Origin of the sequence: Rhizobium sp. G21, from assembly GCF_014158035.1 — a bacterium.
In the GTDB taxonomy this organism is placed as follows: Bacteria; Pseudomonadota; Alphaproteobacteria; order Rhizobiales; family Rhizobiaceae; genus Rhizobium_E.
In genome coordinates this window covers 2891536-2907942 of sequence record NZ_JACFXW010000001.1, presented here as the reverse complement: position 1 = coordinate 2907942, position 16407 = coordinate 2891536, and the positions used below count along the sequence as shown (strand labels likewise).

15 protein-coding genes and 2 pseudogenes are annotated in these 16407 nt (G+C 60.9%); 12 read left to right on the top strand and 5 right to left on the bottom strand.

What is annotated here, in order from left to right; translation table 11 throughout:
• The first annotated feature begins 90 nt into the window (after nucleotides 1–90).
• The 4 genes and pseudogenes from H2O14_RS14740 to xylA all read left to right on the top strand — a co-directional run bounded on the left by H2O14_RS14740 (nucleotide 91) and on the right by xylA (nucleotide 4600).
• A complete protein-coding gene (locus H2O14_RS14740) occupies nucleotides 91–594 on the top strand; it encodes a DUF1993 family protein (RefSeq protein WP_182828246.1) in 504 nt (167 codons plus the stop codon).
• A 128-nt stretch (nucleotides 595–722) separates the two neighbouring features.
• Nucleotides 723–1745, top strand: coding sequence for a substrate-binding domain-containing protein (locus H2O14_RS14735; protein ID WP_182828245.1), 1023 nt, complete (start codon nucleotides 723–725; stop codon nucleotides 1743–1745).
• Between the two features lie 19 nt (nucleotides 1746–1764).
• The gene (xylB, locus tag H2O14_RS14730) at nucleotides 1765–3219 is read left to right on the top strand and encodes a xylulokinase (protein ID WP_182828244.1); all 1455 of its coding nucleotides are present in this window, start codon (nucleotides 1765–1767) and stop codon (nucleotides 3217–3219) included.
• A 68-nt stretch (nucleotides 3220–3287) separates the two neighbouring features.
• Nucleotides 3288–4600, top strand: a pseudogene (xylA, locus tag H2O14_RS14725) (xylose isomerase).
• Nucleotides 4601–4765: 165 nt separating this feature from the next.
• Here the strand turns inward: xylA and H2O14_RS14720 are convergent.
• Together H2O14_RS14720 and H2O14_RS14715 are read right to left on the bottom strand one after the other, a co-directional pair.
• On the bottom strand, nucleotides 4766–5110 hold the full coding sequence (locus H2O14_RS14720) for a hypothetical protein (RefSeq protein WP_182828243.1): 345 nt from the start codon (nucleotides 5108–5110) through the stop codon (nucleotides 4766–4768).
• A gap of 157 nt (nucleotides 5111–5267) precedes the next feature.
• Nucleotides 5268–6146, bottom strand: coding sequence for an RNA-directed DNA polymerase (locus tag H2O14_RS14715; RefSeq protein ID WP_182828242.1), 879 nt, complete (start codon nucleotides 6144–6146; stop codon nucleotides 5268–5270).
• A 674-nt stretch (nucleotides 6147–6820) separates the two neighbouring features.
• Here H2O14_RS14715 and H2O14_RS14710 point away from each other — a divergent pair.
• The 3 genes from H2O14_RS14710 (at nucleotide 6821) to H2O14_RS14700 (ending at nucleotide 8007) form a co-directional block, all read left to right on the top strand.
• Nucleotides 6821–7339 carry a YcxB family protein gene (locus tag H2O14_RS14710; protein WP_182828241.1) on the top strand — a complete coding sequence of 173 codons (519 nt, stop codon included), beginning with the start codon at nucleotides 6821–6823 and terminating at the stop codon, nucleotides 7337–7339.
• Between the two features lie 114 nt (nucleotides 7340–7453).
• Complete coding sequence (locus tag H2O14_RS14705; RefSeq protein WP_182828240.1) at nucleotides 7454–7726, top strand: CopG family ribbon-helix-helix protein; 273 nt, start codon at nucleotides 7454–7456, stop codon at nucleotides 7724–7726.
• A 26-nt stretch (nucleotides 7727–7752) separates the two neighbouring features.
• Complete coding sequence (locus tag H2O14_RS14700) at nucleotides 7753–8007, top strand: type II toxin-antitoxin system RelE/ParE family toxin (protein ID WP_312858673.1); 255 nt, start codon at nucleotides 7753–7755, stop codon at nucleotides 8005–8007.
• A gap of 34 nt (nucleotides 8008–8041) precedes the next feature.
• Here the strand turns inward: H2O14_RS14700 and H2O14_RS14695 are convergent, their stop codons facing one another.
• Nucleotides 8042–8401, bottom strand: coding sequence for a VOC family protein (locus H2O14_RS14695; protein ID WP_182828238.1), 360 nt, complete (start codon nucleotides 8399–8401; stop codon nucleotides 8042–8044).
• A 19-nt stretch (nucleotides 8402–8420) separates the two neighbouring features.
• Nucleotides 8421–9434: pseudogene (locus H2O14_RS14690) on the bottom strand (LacI family DNA-binding transcriptional regulator); the annotation flags it as partial.
• A gap of 167 nt (nucleotides 9435–9601) precedes the next feature.
• Here H2O14_RS14690 and H2O14_RS14685 point away from each other — a divergent pair.
• The 4 genes from H2O14_RS14685 to H2O14_RS14670 all read left to right on the top strand — a co-directional run bounded on the left by H2O14_RS14685 (nucleotide 9602) and on the right by H2O14_RS14670 (nucleotide 14412).
• Entirely contained in the window at nucleotides 9602–11128 is a 1527-nt protein-coding gene (locus H2O14_RS14685) for a sugar ABC transporter ATP-binding protein (RefSeq protein WP_182828236.1), read from the top strand.
• 50 nt (nucleotides 11129–11178) lie between these two features.
• Nucleotides 11179–12183 carry an ABC transporter permease gene (locus H2O14_RS14680; RefSeq protein ID WP_182829387.1) on the top strand — a complete coding sequence of 335 codons (1005 nt, stop codon included), beginning with the start codon at nucleotides 11179–11181 and terminating at the stop codon, nucleotides 12181–12183.
• Between the two features lie 65 nt (nucleotides 12184–12248).
• Nucleotides 12249–13193 (top strand): substrate-binding domain-containing protein, encoded by a 945-nt coding sequence (locus tag H2O14_RS14675; protein ID WP_182828235.1) that lies wholly within the window; start codon nucleotides 12249–12251, stop codon nucleotides 13191–13193.
• 166 nt (nucleotides 13194–13359) lie between these two features.
• Nucleotides 13360–14412 carry a sugar phosphate isomerase/epimerase gene (locus tag H2O14_RS14670; protein ID WP_182828234.1) on the top strand — a complete coding sequence of 351 codons (1053 nt, stop codon included), beginning with the start codon at nucleotides 13360–13362 and terminating at the stop codon, nucleotides 14410–14412.
• Here H2O14_RS14670 and H2O14_RS14665 read toward each other — a convergent pair.
• Nucleotides 14409–15047, bottom strand: a complete 639-nt coding sequence (locus H2O14_RS14665) for a CatB-related O-acetyltransferase (protein ID WP_182828233.1) — start codon at nucleotides 15045–15047, stop codon at nucleotides 14409–14411. The genes H2O14_RS14670 and H2O14_RS14665 overlap by 4 nt on opposite strands.
• Before the next feature lie 148 nt (nucleotides 15048–15195).
• Between H2O14_RS14665 and H2O14_RS14660 the strand changes: the two genes are divergently transcribed.
• Complete coding sequence (locus H2O14_RS14660) at nucleotides 15196–16365, top strand: Gfo/Idh/MocA family protein (RefSeq protein ID WP_182828232.1); 1170 nt, start codon at nucleotides 15196–15198, stop codon at nucleotides 16363–16365.
• The last annotated feature ends 42 nt before the right edge of the window (nucleotides 16366–16407 follow it).

Sequence of the window (16407 nt, the reverse complement as noted above, 5' to 3'; positions counted from 1 at the left end):
ACTCCGGTCAAATCGCGCTAAAGCCTGCGCTTGCAAGCGCCGACGCCGCCGATGTGCGGCGCGCCACAATTTGCAAAACAGGAACACATCATGACCCTTACGCTCCACGCCGTCGCCGCGGGCTCAGTCCTGCCCCGCCTCAAGGGTCTTTCCACCGTTCTCGCCAAAGCTTCCGTCCATTGCCGGGAGCACGGCCTCGCGGAACAGACGATCCTCGGCGACCGCTTGGCGGCCGACATGTTCGACCTGACGCGCCAGGTCCAGATCGCCACCGATCACACCAAATCCATGCTCTACCGCGTCACCGGCCAGGACGTGCCGTCCCTGCCCGACACCGAAACCAGCTTCGCTGAGCTCCAGGCCCGCATCGAGAAGGCCAAAGCTCTGTTCGAGGCCGTGGACGCCGACGCCGTCAACGCCCGCACCGGGGTCGAGTTCGAGGTGAAATTTCCCTGGGCGACGATGTCCTTCACCGGAGCCTCCTATCTCCTGCAGTTCGGCCTGCCGAATTTCTACTTCCATGTCGCCACCGCCTACGACATCGTCCGCAAGAATGACGTGAAGATCGGCAAGAGCGATTTCCTGGGCGCTTGAACGCATCAGCAAATCCGAATTTCGAAAGCCGGCGATCCTGTCCCGCCGGCTTTTTCTTTGCCGCGCGAAATTTCTGATTTACGTACCTCATAATCTTCGCTATGACCCCATCCGGGAGGAATGCGGGCATGAAACCGACGGTTCATGACATTGCAAGGGAAGCGGGCGTCAGTCTCGCCACGGTCGACCGCGTGCTCAACCGGCGCCCCGGCGTGCGCGCCGCCACCCGTGAACGCGTCGAAGCGGCCATCGATCGCATCGGCTTCGTGCGCGATGTCGCCGCCGCCAATCTCGCCAAAAGCCGCACCTATGCGCTGGCCTTCGTCATTCCCGAAAGCGACAATTCCTTCATGCAAGCCCTGCGCGACGAAGTCGCCGCCGCCCGGCTGCGCGGGGCGCTGGAGCGCACCGACATCACCTTGATCGCCGTGCCCGCCTTCGACGAAGCTGGCCTCGCCCAAGCGCTCGACGCGCTGATCGCCAATCCGCCCGCTGGCGTCGCCGTGGTGGCGATCGACGCGCCGGCGATCCAGTCGCGCATGGAGCGGCTGCGCGACGCGGGCGTCGCCGTGGTCACGCTGGTCTCCGATCTCGCCGCCTCCGGCCGCGACCATTTTACCGGCATCGACAATCTCGCCGCCGGCCGCACCGCGGGCTCGCTGATGGGCCGTTTCCTCGGCGGCCGCACAGGCGCTGTAGCAGTCATCGCCGGTTCGCTCCGGCTCGGCGACCATCGCGACCGCCTCGCCGGCTTTGCCGAACGTCTCGGCCAGATCGCGCCCGACGTCCGACTGTTGGATGTCATGGAGAGCCAGGACGATCCGGCCCGGGTCAAATCTCTGCTGACATCCGCCTTCCGCGATCATCCCGATCTGATCGGCGTCTACAATCTCGGCGCCGGCAATCGCGGCCTCGTCGCCTCGCTGTCGCAGACGACGGGCGAGCGTCCGCTGGCGATTGCCCATGAACTCAGCCCGCTGACCCGCAAGGCGCTGGAGGACGGGCTGATCGACGCGATCCTCAACCAGGATCCCGGCCACGAAATCCGCTCCGCCATCCGCGTTCTCAAGGCCCGGGCCGACGGCCTGCCGGTGATCGCGGCGCAGGAGCGCATACGCATCGACATATTCCTGAAAGACAATCTGCCCTGAAGGGCAAGGGAGGACAACAATGTATCTCGGTCTCGATCTCGGCACATCCGGCGTCAAAGCCATGCTGATGGACGCCGATCAGAACATCATCGGCTCGGCCAATGGCCATCTCACCGTCTCGCGGCCGCATTCCGGCTGGTCCGAACAGGAGCCGTCCGACTGGATCCGCGCTACGGAAGAGGCGCTCGACGCGCTAAAGGCGGCCCATCCGGCTGAACTCGCCGCCGTCAAGGGCATCGGCCTCTCCGGCCAGATGCATGGCGCGACCCTGCTCGACGCCGCAGACCAGGTGCTGCGCCCCTGCATCCTCTGGAACGACACGCGCTCCTACAAGGAAGCCGCAGCGCTGGACGCCGATCCGCGCTTCCGGGCGCTGACCGGCAACATCGTGTTTCCGGGTTTCACCGCGCCGAAACTCGCCTGGGTGAAGAACAACGAACCCGAGCTGTTCGCCAAAATCCGCAAGGTGCTGCTGCCCAAGGATTATCTGCGCCTCTGGCTGTCCGGCGAGCATATCTCGGAAATGTCGGATTCCGCCGGCACCAGCTGGCTCGACACCGGCAAGCGCGCCTGGTCGTCGGATCTGCTCGCCGCCACCGATCTCGACGAAAGCCAGATGCCGCGCCTCGTCGAAGGCACGGATAGAGCCGGCGAGCTGCGCAGCGAGCTGGCCGCCAGATGGGGCATGGGCGCAGGCGTGGTGATCGCCGGCGGCGCGGGCGACAATGCCGCCTCGGCCTGCGGCATGGGCACCGTCAAGGAAGGCAATGCCTTCGTCTCGCTCGGCACATCGGGCGTGCTGTTTGCCGCAAACGCCAGCTATCTGCCCAATCCGGAAAGCGCCGTGCACGCTTTCTGCCACGCGCTGCCCGACACCTGGCACCAGATGGGCGTGATCCTGTCGGCCACCGATGCGCTCAACTGGCATTCCGGCGTGACCGGCAAATCGGCAGGCGAACTGACGGCGGAACTGGGCGACACGCTCAACGCCCCCGGCTCCGTCACCTTCCTGCCCTATCTCTCGGGCGAGCGTACGCCGCACAATGATGCGAAAATCCGTGGCGTCTTCACCGGTCTCGGCCATGAATCAGACCGCGCGACGCTCACGCAAGCCGTGCTCGAAGGCGTCGCCTTCGCCTTCCGCGACAATCTCGAAGCGCTGAAATCCGCCGGCGCATCCGTGCCGCGCATGACCGCCATCGGCGGCGGCTCGCGCTCGACCTACTGGCTGAAGGCCATCGCCACCGCGCTCGACACCCCCATCGACATTCCCGCCGACGGCGATTTCGGAGCCGCTTTCGGCGCCGCTCGCCTCGGCCTCATCGCCGCCACCGGCGCCGACCCCGTCGCCGTCTGCACCGCGCCCGCGACCGAAGCCAGCATCGAGCCGGAAGCGGATCTTCGCGACGCGTTCGAGACCGCCTACCAGCGCTACCGCGCCGTCTATCCGGCGATCGCAGCGCTGAACGCCTGAGACCTCGGCGGCTGATCATCACAGCCGCCAGAATACCACCACGAACACCAAACCAAGGAGCAAACACTATGGGAACCGGCTTTTTCGGCACGATCGAAAAGATCAAATTTGAAGGCGAAGGCAGCAGCAATCCGTTGGCCTATCGCCATTACAACCCCGACGAAATCGTGCTTGGCAAGCGCATGGAGGATCACCTCCGCTTCGCCATCGCCTATTGGCACACTTTCGTCTGGCCGGGCACCGACCCGTTCGGCGGCAACACGTTCGAGCGCCCCTGGTTTGAAAACACCATGGAAGCGGCAAAACTCAAAGCAGACGTCGCCTTCGAATTCTTCCAGCTGCTCGGCACGCCCTATTACTGCTTCCACGACGCCGATGTGCGCCCGGAAGGCCAGAATTTCGCCGAGAACACCAAAAATCTCAACGAGATCGTCGACTACTTCGCCGGAAAGCAGGCCGAAACCGGCGTCAAGCTGCTCTGGGGCACCGCAAACCTATTCTCGCATCGCCGCTATATGTCGGGCGCGGCCACCAATCCCGATCCTGATGTCTTCGCCTTCGCCGCCGCGACCGTGAAGACCTGCATGGACGCCACCCACAAGCTCAATGGCGAGAACTACGTGCTCTGGGGCGGCCGCGAAGGCTATGAAACGCTGCTCAACACCGACCTCAAGAAGGAGCTGGACCAGATGGGCCGCTTCCTCAACATGGTGGTGGAATACAAGCACAAGATCGGCTTCAAGGGCGCGATCCTGATCGAGCCCAAGCCGCAGGAGCCCTCCAAGCACCAGTATGATTACGACGTCGCCACCGTCTACGGCTTCCTCAAGGCTTACGGTCTCGAGAAGGAAGTGAAGGTCAATATCGAGCAGGGCCACGCCATCCTCGCCGGCCACACGTTTGAGCATGAACTGGCGCTCGCCAATGCGCTCGGCATCTTCGGCTCGATCGACATGAACCGCAACGACTACCAGTCCGGCTGGGACACCGACCAGTTCCCCAACAATGTTCCGGAAATGGCGCTGGCCTATTACCAGGTCCTGCAGGGCGGCGGCTTCACCTCGGGCGGCACCAATTTCGACGCCAAACTGCGCCGCCAGTCGCTCGACGCCGAAGACCTGCTGATCGGCCATATCGGCGGCATCGATTGCTGCGCCCGCGGCCTGAAGGCCGCCGCCGCCGCCATGATCGAGGAAAAGGCGCTCTCCGCCCCCCGCTCGACGCCCGCTACGCCGGCTGGGCCAAGCCCGAAAACCAGAAAATGCTGGCCTCCGAAAGCCTCGAAACCATCGCCGCCCGCGTCGAAGCCGAGGACATCAACCCGCAGCCGAAATCCGGCAAGCAGGAATTGCTGGAAAACGTGGTCAACCGCTACGTTTGAGGCGGGAGACAAAGGGAGGCGGCGGTGACGCCGCTTCCTACTTTTGGTCAGCTCAATTATGTTTGATTAGAGGTGCCTGCTCGAAAATTTGAGACATCCCGAGGTACCCACATGGCAGGGGTATTATAGCGCGCGATAACTTGAGAATAGATCGAATGGATAAGTTCAGTAATTTTCCCACTGATCAAAATCCACGGCTCCTCGTAAAGAATTTAGTAGCTCGACTACCTCCGTAGTTTGTCGGGCACGCTCGGAGGCCATATCTCGCCTTAAGGACCAGGAGCTCCTAACATTCTTCTCTGGGTCGTAGAATACCACATCTCTGTCATGCATTGCCTTGAAGAAAGGCTTTTGCAAAAGGTTATGTGGATCAGGCATCCACCCCTTACGAATCGCCTCGTAAGCGTAAAGCCAACTCCAGTCGGAAAGTACGCGATCGTGAGATGCTTCTTGAGCCCAATTTTCAGCAGGAATTTTGTTCTGAAAGATACCTTTGTCGCCCATATCCATCAACAAAAGCCGCAAAACACTTGAATTAGTATGTTCAACTAGCTCAACAATGCGCGTTGACCTAACAGGTTTCTTCAGCCCTCGGATTGTGTATATCAGCCAAATAGCTTCAAAAAGCGCTCCCGTACTAAAGTGCCTCTCAGCTAGCGCCAAAAATCTACTCACCAAGCGGTCCCTGGATAACCCCCATCTGATATTCAATATTAATGATAATGCGGCATATGCGGTCCATAGATGCTGGAGAAACCGCCGCGGCTTTTAATAAGAAGGACTCGAGGGCTTGGACATCGCTACGAGCATATTTTCGACCTTCAATGATCCCAAGCGCATAGTTCATGACGGGTTCGCCGGGAGACGCAAGCTGCAACCTGAAGCAGAGAGACAAGAACTCTTGCATCCTGGACCCATACAACCCTCCAGACCTGTGCGATAGAAACGCAGAAATCTCCGATCTCCAGCTTTCTAATCGCGACCCAAGAATATGTGTGATTGAGGTTTTGGTACCGTTAATCTCCAGGCCATAATCGCGATAGCATGCGCTGATAACCGACAGTATCTTTTCTGCCTCCTCAAGCGAACCTGCTCCTACCATCCAGTCGTCTTGCAAACGGTCAACTGCATCGACACGAAGTTTTGGCAAGTCCGATGAAAACTGAAAATCTATCCGAGAAGATATAATTTCCGCCAAAATACGGGATGTCTCTGGACCTATAGGTAAACCCACTGTCTGATTTCTGTTGCAGGCGCGTACAAGCACGTCCAGTCGATCAGCAAAACTGCCTTCATACATTTTAATTGATGATTTTACCTTTTCTTTTCCATAAGCCGCCCATGGAATGGAGTGAGTATAAATGGAAGGATAAAAACGAGAAATATCGGTTTTCACCAGCCAATCAGCTGTAGATTCGATGTATTCTTTCTTTGCGCGATGCAATAAAAAGTTAATTCCCTTTATCGATCGATCATAAGTATCAGATACTATTATTTCGTCTTTAGAATATTTTCGAAGAGTTAGGATTTTTGGAGATTTCTCCAATTGTGAGCGATTTCGTTTGTAAGAAGCGCCTGTGGAATAGGGTGTGTAATGTGAATGTTGCGTCGCTCATAAAATTTTTTAGGCTTAGAAATTATCTCCGGATCGGCGTATACTAGCCTTTTGAACCCTGCCCGGCCTCGCGGGATCTTTCCGTTAATCTTTGGGAAATCTTTAGCTGTTTTCTGCGTATACAACTCCGACGCCAGCCAATCGCCCAAAATTTCCTCTGCGTGCTCTCCAAAATCTGAGGTTGTAAAAACCGGCGGAAGTTCCTTGGGAAGTACCCTTTCCCGAGTAGCGACCTCAGAATTGTTTGAGCAAGCGTCATCTACCTATCAGAAATTTGGTGGCTACATCAATTTGCACTCCAAAACATTCATTCACAACAACCCGCAGCACGCAAGTTAAGTGTTGGCCCGCGAAGACCAAGACAACAACAGACAGCGATATTTTGTAAAAAGGCACCCGCACACGTAACCAAAGCTGATAAATGGCATTTTTGCGGGACCTCAAAAAATGCGATATTGCTTATGACACTCTAGGAAACGACAACAGGCAATAGCCACCTAACCTGAAGAGCTGTCCGCAGCGCTAGTACCTTCCAATTTCTTCACGACATCGCCCGCCGGGATATGCTTCCTCTCCCGCCCCTTAAAGAGCCTAGACTCAAGCCAATGACCGACCCCGACCCCACCCGCACCACCACCCTCACCTTGACCGCCGATGACTACATCGCCGCCAACAAGCTGTTCACGGTCAAAACCTTCACCTCACGCGGGCGGCTTGCAGGCTATCTCATCATTCTCGCCATCTTCGTCCTCTCGCTGTTTGCGCCGGAGTCAAGGCGATCCGCATTCACGCCCTTCTACATCATGATGGCCATCGGCTTCGTCCTGCCGTTTTTTCAGTATTTCTATGTGGCGCGGGCGGCGGCGCGGAAATCATATGCGGCGCAGAAGACGCTGCGCTACGAGACGATGGTCGCCTGGACGGAAGAAAACGTGACCCTGACAAACCAGCAGGGCGGCGTGACCATTCCCTGGAGCGATTTTCTGAAATGGGCGGACAATGACAGGGTTTTCCTGCTGTTTCAGGGGCCGCGCCTGTTCAACATGCTGCCCAAGCGGGCGCTGACGGCTGCCCAGGTCGACGACCTCAGGCGCATCCTCGCCGCCAAGGTCAAACCCGCCTGACTTTGGCGCCTGCAATTCTCGCAGCGCCTTCAGCGCCACCCCTGCGCATGGACAGTTCGGCGAAGGTAGCCTAAGGTGTCACCGGGTAATACCCAGTCATAGGAACCAAGCACCATGGCGACATCCCTCAAGATCGACGACGACCTGAAGAGCCGCGTTCAGCAGCTTGCCAGCCAGCGTCAGCGTTCGGCGCACTGGATCATGCTCGAAGCGATCAAGCAATATGTGGACCGCGAGGAGGCCCAGGAGAGCTTCAAGCGGGAGGCCTTGGCGTCCTGGTCGGCCTATCAGGAAACGGGCCGGCACTTGACCGGCCAGGAAGTCAGAACCTGGCTGTCCACCTGGGGCGCCGACGACGAAAAGGCGATGCCGGAGTGCCACGAGTAATCGTCACGGAAGGCGCGGCTCTTGGGCTGGCTCGCTGCCGGCGGTTTCTGTCCGGAAAAGCTCCGGAAGCCGCCAAACGGGCCGGTCAGGCTATAGCGCGGCAATTTTTGCTTTTGGAAACGACTCCGGACATCGGCCGCCCCTTACCGGAGCATCCAGAACTGCGCGAGTTGGTGATCCCGTTCGGAGATTCCGGCTACGTGGCGCTTTATCACAATGACACGGCCGAAGACGCGGTCTATGTGCTGGCCTTCCGCCATCAAAGAGAAGCTGGATATTGAACAGCGCCGAAATCCTACGGCGGACCTCGCCCCCTCACCGCCGCACAAACACCCGGCCCGACACCACAATCGGATTGCCATCCGGATCTTTCGCATTGGCGAACACATAGCCATCCGCTCTGTGCAGCGGCCCGAACACCAGGCCCTTGGCGGCGCAGTCGCGGCAGAAGCCTTCGACATCCTCGACATCGAAGACCAGCTTCACCAGAACCTGGCCCATTTTCTGGGCTTTGCCGGCCGCGTGAATAAGCAGATTGGCGCCGCCATCCTGGGCGATAAGCTCGACGATCCGGTCGCCCTCAAGCCGGAGCGCGCGGAATGGAAAATAGGTTTCATAGAAGGCTGCCGTCCGCTCGACATCGCGCACATAGAGGGTGACGGCGCCGATGCCCATGCGTCAGCGCTTCGGCAGCGCGCGCGGAGCCCCCCACCGAATTCCGCACCACCAGATCCGGCGCGAGCAAAATCTCGGTTTCCTCGGGCTTTTCGTCCTGCAGGAGTTTGAACAGCAGCGCCATCGCCTGTTTGCCGATCGCGGTGCGCGGCTGGCGGATCGTGGTGAGCGTCGGGTTCATGAAGCTCGCCTGCGGCACGTCGTCGAAGCCGGTGACGGAGAAGTCGCCGGGGATGGAATAACCGCGCGCGGTCAGCGCCAGCATTACTCCGATCGCCGTTTGGTCGTTGACGCACATGAAGGCCGAGGGCAGCGTGTCGCGCATGAACAGTTGTTCAACGGCGAGGCGGCCGCTTTCGATCGTGCCGTCGCCGGGCATCACCAGCCGCGGATCGAGCTCAAGCCGTGCGGCGCTGAGGCCGTCCTCATAGCCGGCCTTGCGGCGGGCATGCGCGAGCCTGGTGCGGGATTCGCCGATGAAGGCGATGCGGCGATGGCCTTCGGCGATCAACAGGTCGATCGCCTTGCGCGCGCCTGCGGCGTCGTCGACGCCGACATAGGGAATGCCGCCATTATAGACCGGCTCGAACACGCCGACGCTGGGCGGCAGCCGCGCGGTCATGGTCTGGTGGCCGAAGGGGAGAATGCCGGTGAACAGGATCATCCCGGCCGCCTGGTTGGAATTGAGAAACTTCAGATATTCCAGCCCGCGCTGCGGATCGTTCTGCGTATGGCCGATCAGCACGCCGTAGCCATGCGAGCGCGCCTCGTTTTCCAGTCCCACCAGAATATTGGAAAAATTGGGGTCGCCGATATCGGGCGCCACCACCAAAATCATGTTGGAGCGGCCGAGCCTCAGGCTGCGGGCCATGGCGTTGGTGGTGTAGCCGGTGATGGCGATCGCCTGCGTCACCTTGAGGCGGGTTTCCTTCGCCACCTTTTCCGGCGTATGAATGGCGCGCGACACCGTCGCGATGGAAACTTCCGCGAGACGGGCGACATCTTCAATTGTTGCGGGGGTGGATTTCGACACGCGCGTCCTCGGTTCCGCCGTTACGGCTGCAAACTACACAGACTCTCGGCAAGGTCAAACGATCCGCCGCTGAAAATTCGAATGACGTGAATGTAAACCTTTACATCACTCCTGTAAAGGTTTACACAATGGCCAACACGGTGGGAAGACCGTGAGGGAGGAAGACCATGACGGCCCCTGAGGCGAGTGAGCGACAGCCTGTTCTGGCTGCGCGCCGGATCAGCAAATCTTTCAATGGCGTACAGGTGCTGTTCAGCGTCGATTTCGACCTGGCCAAAGGCGAGATACATGCGCTGATGGGCGAAAACGGCGCCGGCAAGTCCACGCTGGTGAAGATCCTCTCGGGTTTCGAGCAGCCGACCTCCGGCGAAATCCTCCTCGACGGCAAACCGGTGAGATTGCCGCCAAATGGCGCGGCCGAGGCGCTGGGCATCGTCATCATCCACCAGGAATTCAATCTCGCCGAACATCTGACCGTCACTGAAAGTCTGTATCTCGGCCGCGAAGTCACCCGTTTCGGCGTACTCGACCGCGCATTCATGCGCCGCGAGACCCGCCGCGTGCTCGACCAGCTCGGCTCGCATATCGATGAAAACGCGCTGATCAGTTCGCTGGCGGTCGCCGACAAGCAGATGGTCGAGATCGCCAAGGCGATCAGCCGCGACGCCCGCGTCGTGTTCATGGACGAGCCGACCGCCGTTCTCTCGCGCGAGGAAACGCTGATCCTGTTCGATCAGGTGCGCAAGCTGCGCGACAAGGGCACCAGCTTCGTCTTCGTCTCCCACAAGCTCAATGAAGTCATGGAGCTGACCGACCGCGTCACCGTGCTGCGCGACGGCCAGTGGATCAAGACGGCTCCGACCTCAATGATGGACGGCGAGGCGATCGCGCAATTGATGGTCGGCCGCGAATTGTCGAGCCTCTATCCCGCCAAGCGCGAGCCCGACGTCGATGAAGAGATCGTGCTGTCGGTGCGGAATCTGACGACGGGCTATGTCCGCGGCGCGAGCTTCGAGCTGCGCAAGGGCGAAATCCTCGGCTTTTCCGGCCTGATCGGCTCGGGCCGCAGCGAGATGATGGAAGCCGTGGCGGGCCTGCGCCCGCGTCTGTCGGGCGATGTCGAAATTCGCGGCCAGGCCATGCCCTCGGGCGATATCCGCGCCGCCAATGCGCACGGCCTCGCCTATATGACCAAGGATCGCAAGGGCAAGGGCCTGCTGCTCGGCGAAGGCATGACGGTCAATCTGACGCTGCAGAATCTCGACCGCCATTTGAAGACGGTCTATCTCGATCCCAAGAGCGAGACCACCGCCATGGAGCGGGCCCGCCGCCGCTTCGACATCCGCGTGCGCGACGGCAATGTCGTGGCCGGCCGCATGTCGGGCGGAAACCAGCAGAAGCTGCTTCTGGCGAAGGTCATGGAGACCGAGCCCGAGATCGTCATCATCGACGAGCCGACGCGCGGTATCGATGTCGGCACCAAGCAGCAGATCTATCATTTCATCGCCGCGCTCGCCCGCGAGGGCAAGTCGATCATCGTCGTCTCCTCCGAGATGCCTGAAGTGATCGGCCTCTGCACCCGCGTCGCCGTCATGCGTGAGGGCCGCATCGTCGGCATGCTCGAGGGCGAGGAAATCAGCGAACAGGAAATCATGCGCTATGCGGCGGGGCTGAAAGAAAAGCTGGCCAGCTGACGAGCGTGGGGCTCGGACGACAAGATCCGAACGGGGAGAGAGACGTGGACATGAGCATCAATGGCGGTGAGACGACGCGGAAGACGCGGAGCTGGCGCGATATCGACATGCGGGCCGTCGCGCCCTTTGCGGCGTTGGCGCTGCTCCTGATCGTCGGGGCGCTGGTCAATCCCAATTTCATCGGCATCAACAACCTCGCCAATGTCGCCACCCGCTCGGCCTTCATCGCCATCATCGCGGTGGGCGCGACCTTCGTCATCTCCTCGGGCGATCTCGATCTCTCGGTCGGCTCCATGGTGGCCTTCGTCGCCAGCCTGATGATCCTGTTCATGAATTCCGGCGTCATCGCCGATCCTGCCCTGATGCTGGTCGCGGCCGCGGCGCTGACCGTCGTCATCGGCGCCGCCTGCGGCCTGCTGAACGGGCTGATCACCACCGTCGGCAAGATCGAGCCCTTCATCGCGACCTTGGGCACCATGGGCATTTTCCGCGGGCTGACCACCTGGCTCTCGCAGGGCGGCGCCATCACGCTGCGCTCGCCGGAGCAGCAGGAGCTCTATCGTCCCGTCTATTTCGGCTCCGTCTTCGGCCTGCCCGTGCCGATCCTGATCATTCTCGTCGTCACCGCCATCGCCGCCTTCATTCTCTATCGCACCCGCTATGGCCGGCATGTGGTGGCGGTCGGCTCCAGCCGCGATGTCGCCCGCTATTCCGGCGTCGCGGTGGATCGCGTCCGCACCATCGCCTTCGTCATCCAAGGCCTCTGCGTCGCCATCGCGGTGCTGCTCTATGTGCCGCGCCTCGGCTCGACCTCGGCCACCACGGGCATTCTCTGGGAACTGCAGGCCATCACCGCCGTCGTGGTCGGCGGCACTGCCCTCAAGGGAGGCGCGGGCCGCGTCTGGGGCACGATCTGCGGCGCCTTCATCCTGGAATTGGTCGGCAACATCATGCTGCTGTCCAACTTCATCAGCGAATATCTGATCGGGGCCATTCAGGGCGCGATCATCATCATCGCCATGCTCGTCCAGCGTTCGCTGGCGCGCAAGGGCTGACACGCCGGGTCGGGGGTCGCCCGGTTGGAGGACCGACCCCGCAAAACCTCTAGGGAGAGAGAAACATGCGTATGAAACTGTTCGGACTGGCGCTGGCCATGTCCACCGTCTTCGGCGTCGCCCACGCCCAGGAAACCAAGACCATCGGCGTGTCGATTCCCGCCGCCGACCACGGCTGGACGGCCGGCGTCGTTTACCACGCCCAGCGCGTCGCCGATCTCCTGATGAAGGAGCATCCGGGCCTCAACGTCATCGTCAAGACCTCGCCGGATCCGGCCAGCCAGGCCAATGCGCTGCAGGACCTGGAAACCCAGGGCATCGACGCGCTGGTCATCCTGCCGACCGATCCCGATCCGCTCGTCAACGCGATCAAGGAAATCAAGGGCAAGGGCACCTTCGTGTCGATCGTCGACCGCGCCCCCTCGGTCAACGACAACACCGTCCGCGACCTCTATGTCGCCGGCAACAACCCGGCGCTCGGCGAAGTCGCCGGCAAGTATATCAAGGACAACACGCCCGACGCCCAGGTGGTGGTCATCCGCGGCCTGCCGATCCCGATCGACCAGCAGCGCCAGGACGGCTTCGACAAGGGTATCGAAGGCTCCAACGTCAAGATTCTCGACCGCCAGTTCGGCAACTGGAACCGCGACGACGCCTTCAAGGTCATGCAGGACTACCTGACCAAGTATCCGAAGATCGACGTGGTCTGGTGCCAGGACGACGACATGGCCGTCGGCGTGCTCCAGGCCATCGAACAGGCCAAGCGCACCGACATCCAGTATGTCGTGGCCGGCGCCGGCTCCAAGGACATGATCAAGAAGGTCATGGACGGCGACAAGATGATCCCGGTCGACGTGCTGTATCCGCCGGCGATGGTCGGCACGGCGATGGAACTGACCGCCGCCGCCATCTACGACCAGGTCCCGGTGCATGGCACCTATACGCTGGACGCCACCTTGATCACCAAGGACAACGCCAAGAACTACTACTTCCCCGACTCGCCGTTCTGATCGGAACGGAAGCGCATTGCGCCTCGCCTTTGGGCGGGGCGTTTTTCTGTGTCGCAAGCGCTTTTAATTTTCAGTCCGTTTAAACCCGTTTGCCCGGTTGTGTCGGCAAATCAAACCCTATAAACGTTAACGGAAACGTTGCAGGAGAACGTTCCAGGGAGGAATCATGAAGACGATCAAGGGTCCCGCGCTGTTCCTGGCGCAATTCGCGGGCGACGCCGCCCCGTTCAATTCGTGGAAGACCATCACCAAATGGGCCGCCGACATCGGTTACAAGGGCGTGCAGGTCCCGTCCTGGGACAGCCGTCTGATCGACCTCAAGAAGGCCGCCGAATCCAAGGATTACTGCGACGAATTCGCGGGCGTCGCGCGCGAAAACGGCGTCGAAGTCACTGAACTCTCCACTCATTTGCAAGGCCAGCTCGTCGCTGTCCATCCGGCCTATGACGAAGCCTTCGACGGCTTTGCGGCGCCGGAAGTGCGCGGCAATCCCAAGGCGCGGCAGGAATGGGCGGTCGAGCAGGTCAAGCTGGCGCTCAAAGCCTCGCGCAATCTCGGGCTCGACGCCCACGCCACCTTTTCCGGTGCGCTCGCCTGGCCCTTCATCTATCCTTGGCCGCAGCGCCCGGCGGGTCTCGTCGAGACCGCCTTCGACGAACTCGCCCGCCGCTGGACGCCGATCCTCGATTACGCCGACGAGCAGGGCGTCGATGTCTGCTACGAGATCCATCCCGGCGAAGACCTGCATGACGGAATCACCTTCGAGATGTTCCTGGAGCGCGTGAAGAACCACACCCGCGCCAACATGCTCTACGATCCCTCGCATTACGTGCTGCAATGCCTGGATTATCTCGACAATATCGACATCTACAAAGACCGGATCAAGATGTTCCACGTCAAGGACGCGGAGTTCAATCCGACCGGTCGCCAGGGCGTCTATGGCGGCTATCAGGGCTGGGTGAACCGCGCCGGCCGCTTCCGCTCGCTGGGCGACGGCCAGGTCGATTTCGGCGCGATCTTCTCCAAGATGGCCGCCAATGATTTCGCCGGCTGGGCCGTGGTCGAATGGGAATGCGCGCTGAAGCACCCCGAAGACGGCGCCCGCGAAGGCGCGGAATTCGTCAAGGCCCACATCATCCGCGTCACCGAAAAGGCGTTCGACGATTTCGCCGACGCCGGCACGGATGACGCCGCCAACCGCCGCATGCTCGGCCTTTAATCCGCAGCCGACAGCGCCGCGATATCGCCAGCTTCGAGCGCCGTCAGATGGCGCTCGATCTTTCCGATTTCCCAATCCCACCAGGCGATGTCGAGGAGTGTGTCGACGATATGGGGTTCGAAACGCAACCGGATGATCCGCGCGGGATTTCCGCCGACCACCGCATAAGGCGGCGCGTCGCGGGAGACGACGGATTCGGCGGCGATGATCGCACCATGACCGATCGTCACGCCCGGCATGATCGTCGCATTGTGGCCGATCCATACGTCATGACCGACGATCGTGTCGCGCGTCGGAAGGTCCGAGTAACCGTCGATCGTCTCCTGGCTGAAGATGCGGAAGGGATAAGTGGTGACCCCGTTCATCGGATGATTGGCGGAACTGGTGATGAAATAGGCGCCGCGCGCGATCTGCGTGAATTTGCCGATGACCAGCTTCTCCCGGCTGACCGGATAAAGATACGGCGCAAGCAGGCTCGCCGTTTCCTCGATGGGCCGGGAATGGCTGAAATAACTATAGTCGCCGGCCTCGATGCGGGGATGATTGACCGCATTCTTGAGAAACATCGTTTCGCGATAAACCGTCCCATCCGCAAGCGTGATGGGATAAATGAGATCTGGATCTGGAAACGCCATCGCAAAGGCCTTGACTGTTTGTCTGCGGCGCCGAAACCCGGCAAAACGGGCCGAGGCCCATAGTCTCGGCTCTAAACCATGCCCTGCTGGCAGCGCAAGCCGCGCGATGGACACCCTAATCACAACTGAGCCTCAGGGAGGAATATTCATGGCTATCGAAGGAAGCACGGAAAAGCGCGAAGCCCGCATTCGCCTCGGCATGGTCGGCGGCGGCTCGGGCGCCTTTATCGGCGCGGTGCATCGCATCGCCGCCCGCATCGACGACCACTACGAACTGGTGGCGGGCGCTCTGTCCTCGACCCCGGAAAAGTCCCGTCAGTCGGGCGCCGAACTCGGCCTCGCCTCGGACCGGATCTATGACGACTTCCGCTCGATGGCGATCCGCGAAGCCAAGATCAAGAACGGCATTGAGGCCGTGTCGATCGTCACGCCCAACCACATGCACTATCCGGCCGCCAAGGAATTCCTGCGCCGCGGCATCCATGTGATCTGCGACAAGCCGCTCACCTCCAACCTCGCCGACGCCAAGAAGCTGCTCAAGGTCGCCCAGGAATCGGATGCGTTGTTCATCCTCACCCACAATTACACCGGCTATCCCATGATCCGCCATGCGCGGGAGATGGTGAAGTCGGGCGAGCTGGGTGACATCAGGCTGGTGCAGATGGAATATCCGCAGGACTGGCTGGCCGAGCCGATCGAACAGACCGGCCAGAAACAGGCCGCCTGGCGCACCGATCCCAAACAGTCCGGCGCCGGCGGCTCGACCGGCGATATCGGCACGCACGCCTATAATCTCGGCTGCTTCGTCTCCGGCCTCGAACTCGAGGAACTCGCCGCCGATGTCCACACTTTCGTGCCGGGCCGCGCGCTCGACGACAACGCCCATGTGATGTTGCGCTTCAAGGGCGGCGCCAAGGGCCTGCTCTGGTGCAGCCAGGTGGCGACCGGCAATGAAAACGCGCTGAAGGTCCGCGTCTACGGAACCAAGGCCGGCATCGAATGGTCGCAGCAGGATCCCAACTATCTCTGGGTCACGGAACTCGGCAAGCCCAAGCAGCTTATCACCCGCAACGGAGCCGGCGCCAACGCCGCAGCCGGCCGCGTCAGCCGCATTCCGGGCGGCCATCCAGAGGGCTATCTCGAAGGTTTCGCCACCATCTACACCGAAGCCGCCCGCGCCATCATCGCCAAGCGCAAGGGCGAGAAGGTCGATGCCGACGTGATCTACCCGACCGTGGAAGACGGCGTGAAGGGCGTCGCCTTCGTCGAAGCCTGCATCGCCTCCTCCAAGCGCAACGGCGCCTGGGTCAAGGCGTAAGATCCAGAATCGACCCGCCGGCCAGCCCCTACCGGTTGGCCG

Coding starts and splice junctions, on each gene's coding strand:
- xylB (WP_182828244.1), top strand. CDS start 1,765: ATGTATCTCGGTCTCGATCTCGGCACATCCGGCGTCAAAGCCATGCTG.
- H2O14_RS14720 (WP_182828243.1), bottom strand. CDS start 5,110: ATGGATATGGGCGACAAAGGTATCTTTCAGAACAAAATTCCTGCTGAA.
- H2O14_RS14675 (WP_182828235.1), top strand. CDS start 12,249: ATGCGTATGAAACTGTTCGGACTGGCGCTGGCCATGTCCACCGTCTTC.
- H2O14_RS14685 (WP_182828236.1), top strand. CDS start 9,602: ATGACGGCCCCTGAGGCGAGTGAGCGACAGCCTGTTCTGGCTGCGCGC.
- H2O14_RS14740 (WP_182828246.1), top strand. CDS start 91: ATGACCCTTACGCTCCACGCCGTCGCCGCGGGCTCAGTCCTGCCCCGC.
- H2O14_RS14695 (WP_182828238.1), bottom strand. CDS start 8,401: ATGGGCATCGGCGCCGTCACCCTCTATGTGCGCGATGTCGAGCGGACG.
- H2O14_RS14660 (WP_182828232.1), top strand. CDS start 15,196: ATGGCTATCGAAGGAAGCACGGAAAAGCGCGAAGCCCGCATTCGCCTC.
- H2O14_RS14670 (WP_182828234.1), top strand. CDS start 13,360: ATGAAGACGATCAAGGGTCCCGCGCTGTTCCTGGCGCAATTCGCGGGC.
- H2O14_RS14665 (WP_182828233.1), bottom strand. CDS start 15,047: ATGGCGTTTCCAGATCCAGATCTCATTTATCCCATCACGCTTGCGGAT.
- H2O14_RS14735 (WP_182828245.1), top strand. CDS start 723: ATGAAACCGACGGTTCATGACATTGCAAGGGAAGCGGGCGTCAGTCTC.
- H2O14_RS14710 (WP_182828241.1), top strand. CDS start 6,821: ATGACCGACCCCGACCCCACCCGCACCACCACCCTCACCTTGACCGCC.
- H2O14_RS14680 (WP_182829387.1), top strand. CDS start 11,179: ATGAGCATCAATGGCGGTGAGACGACGCGGAAGACGCGGAGCTGGCGC.
- H2O14_RS14705 (WP_182828240.1), top strand. CDS start 7,454: ATGGCGACATCCCTCAAGATCGACGACGACCTGAAGAGCCGCGTTCAG.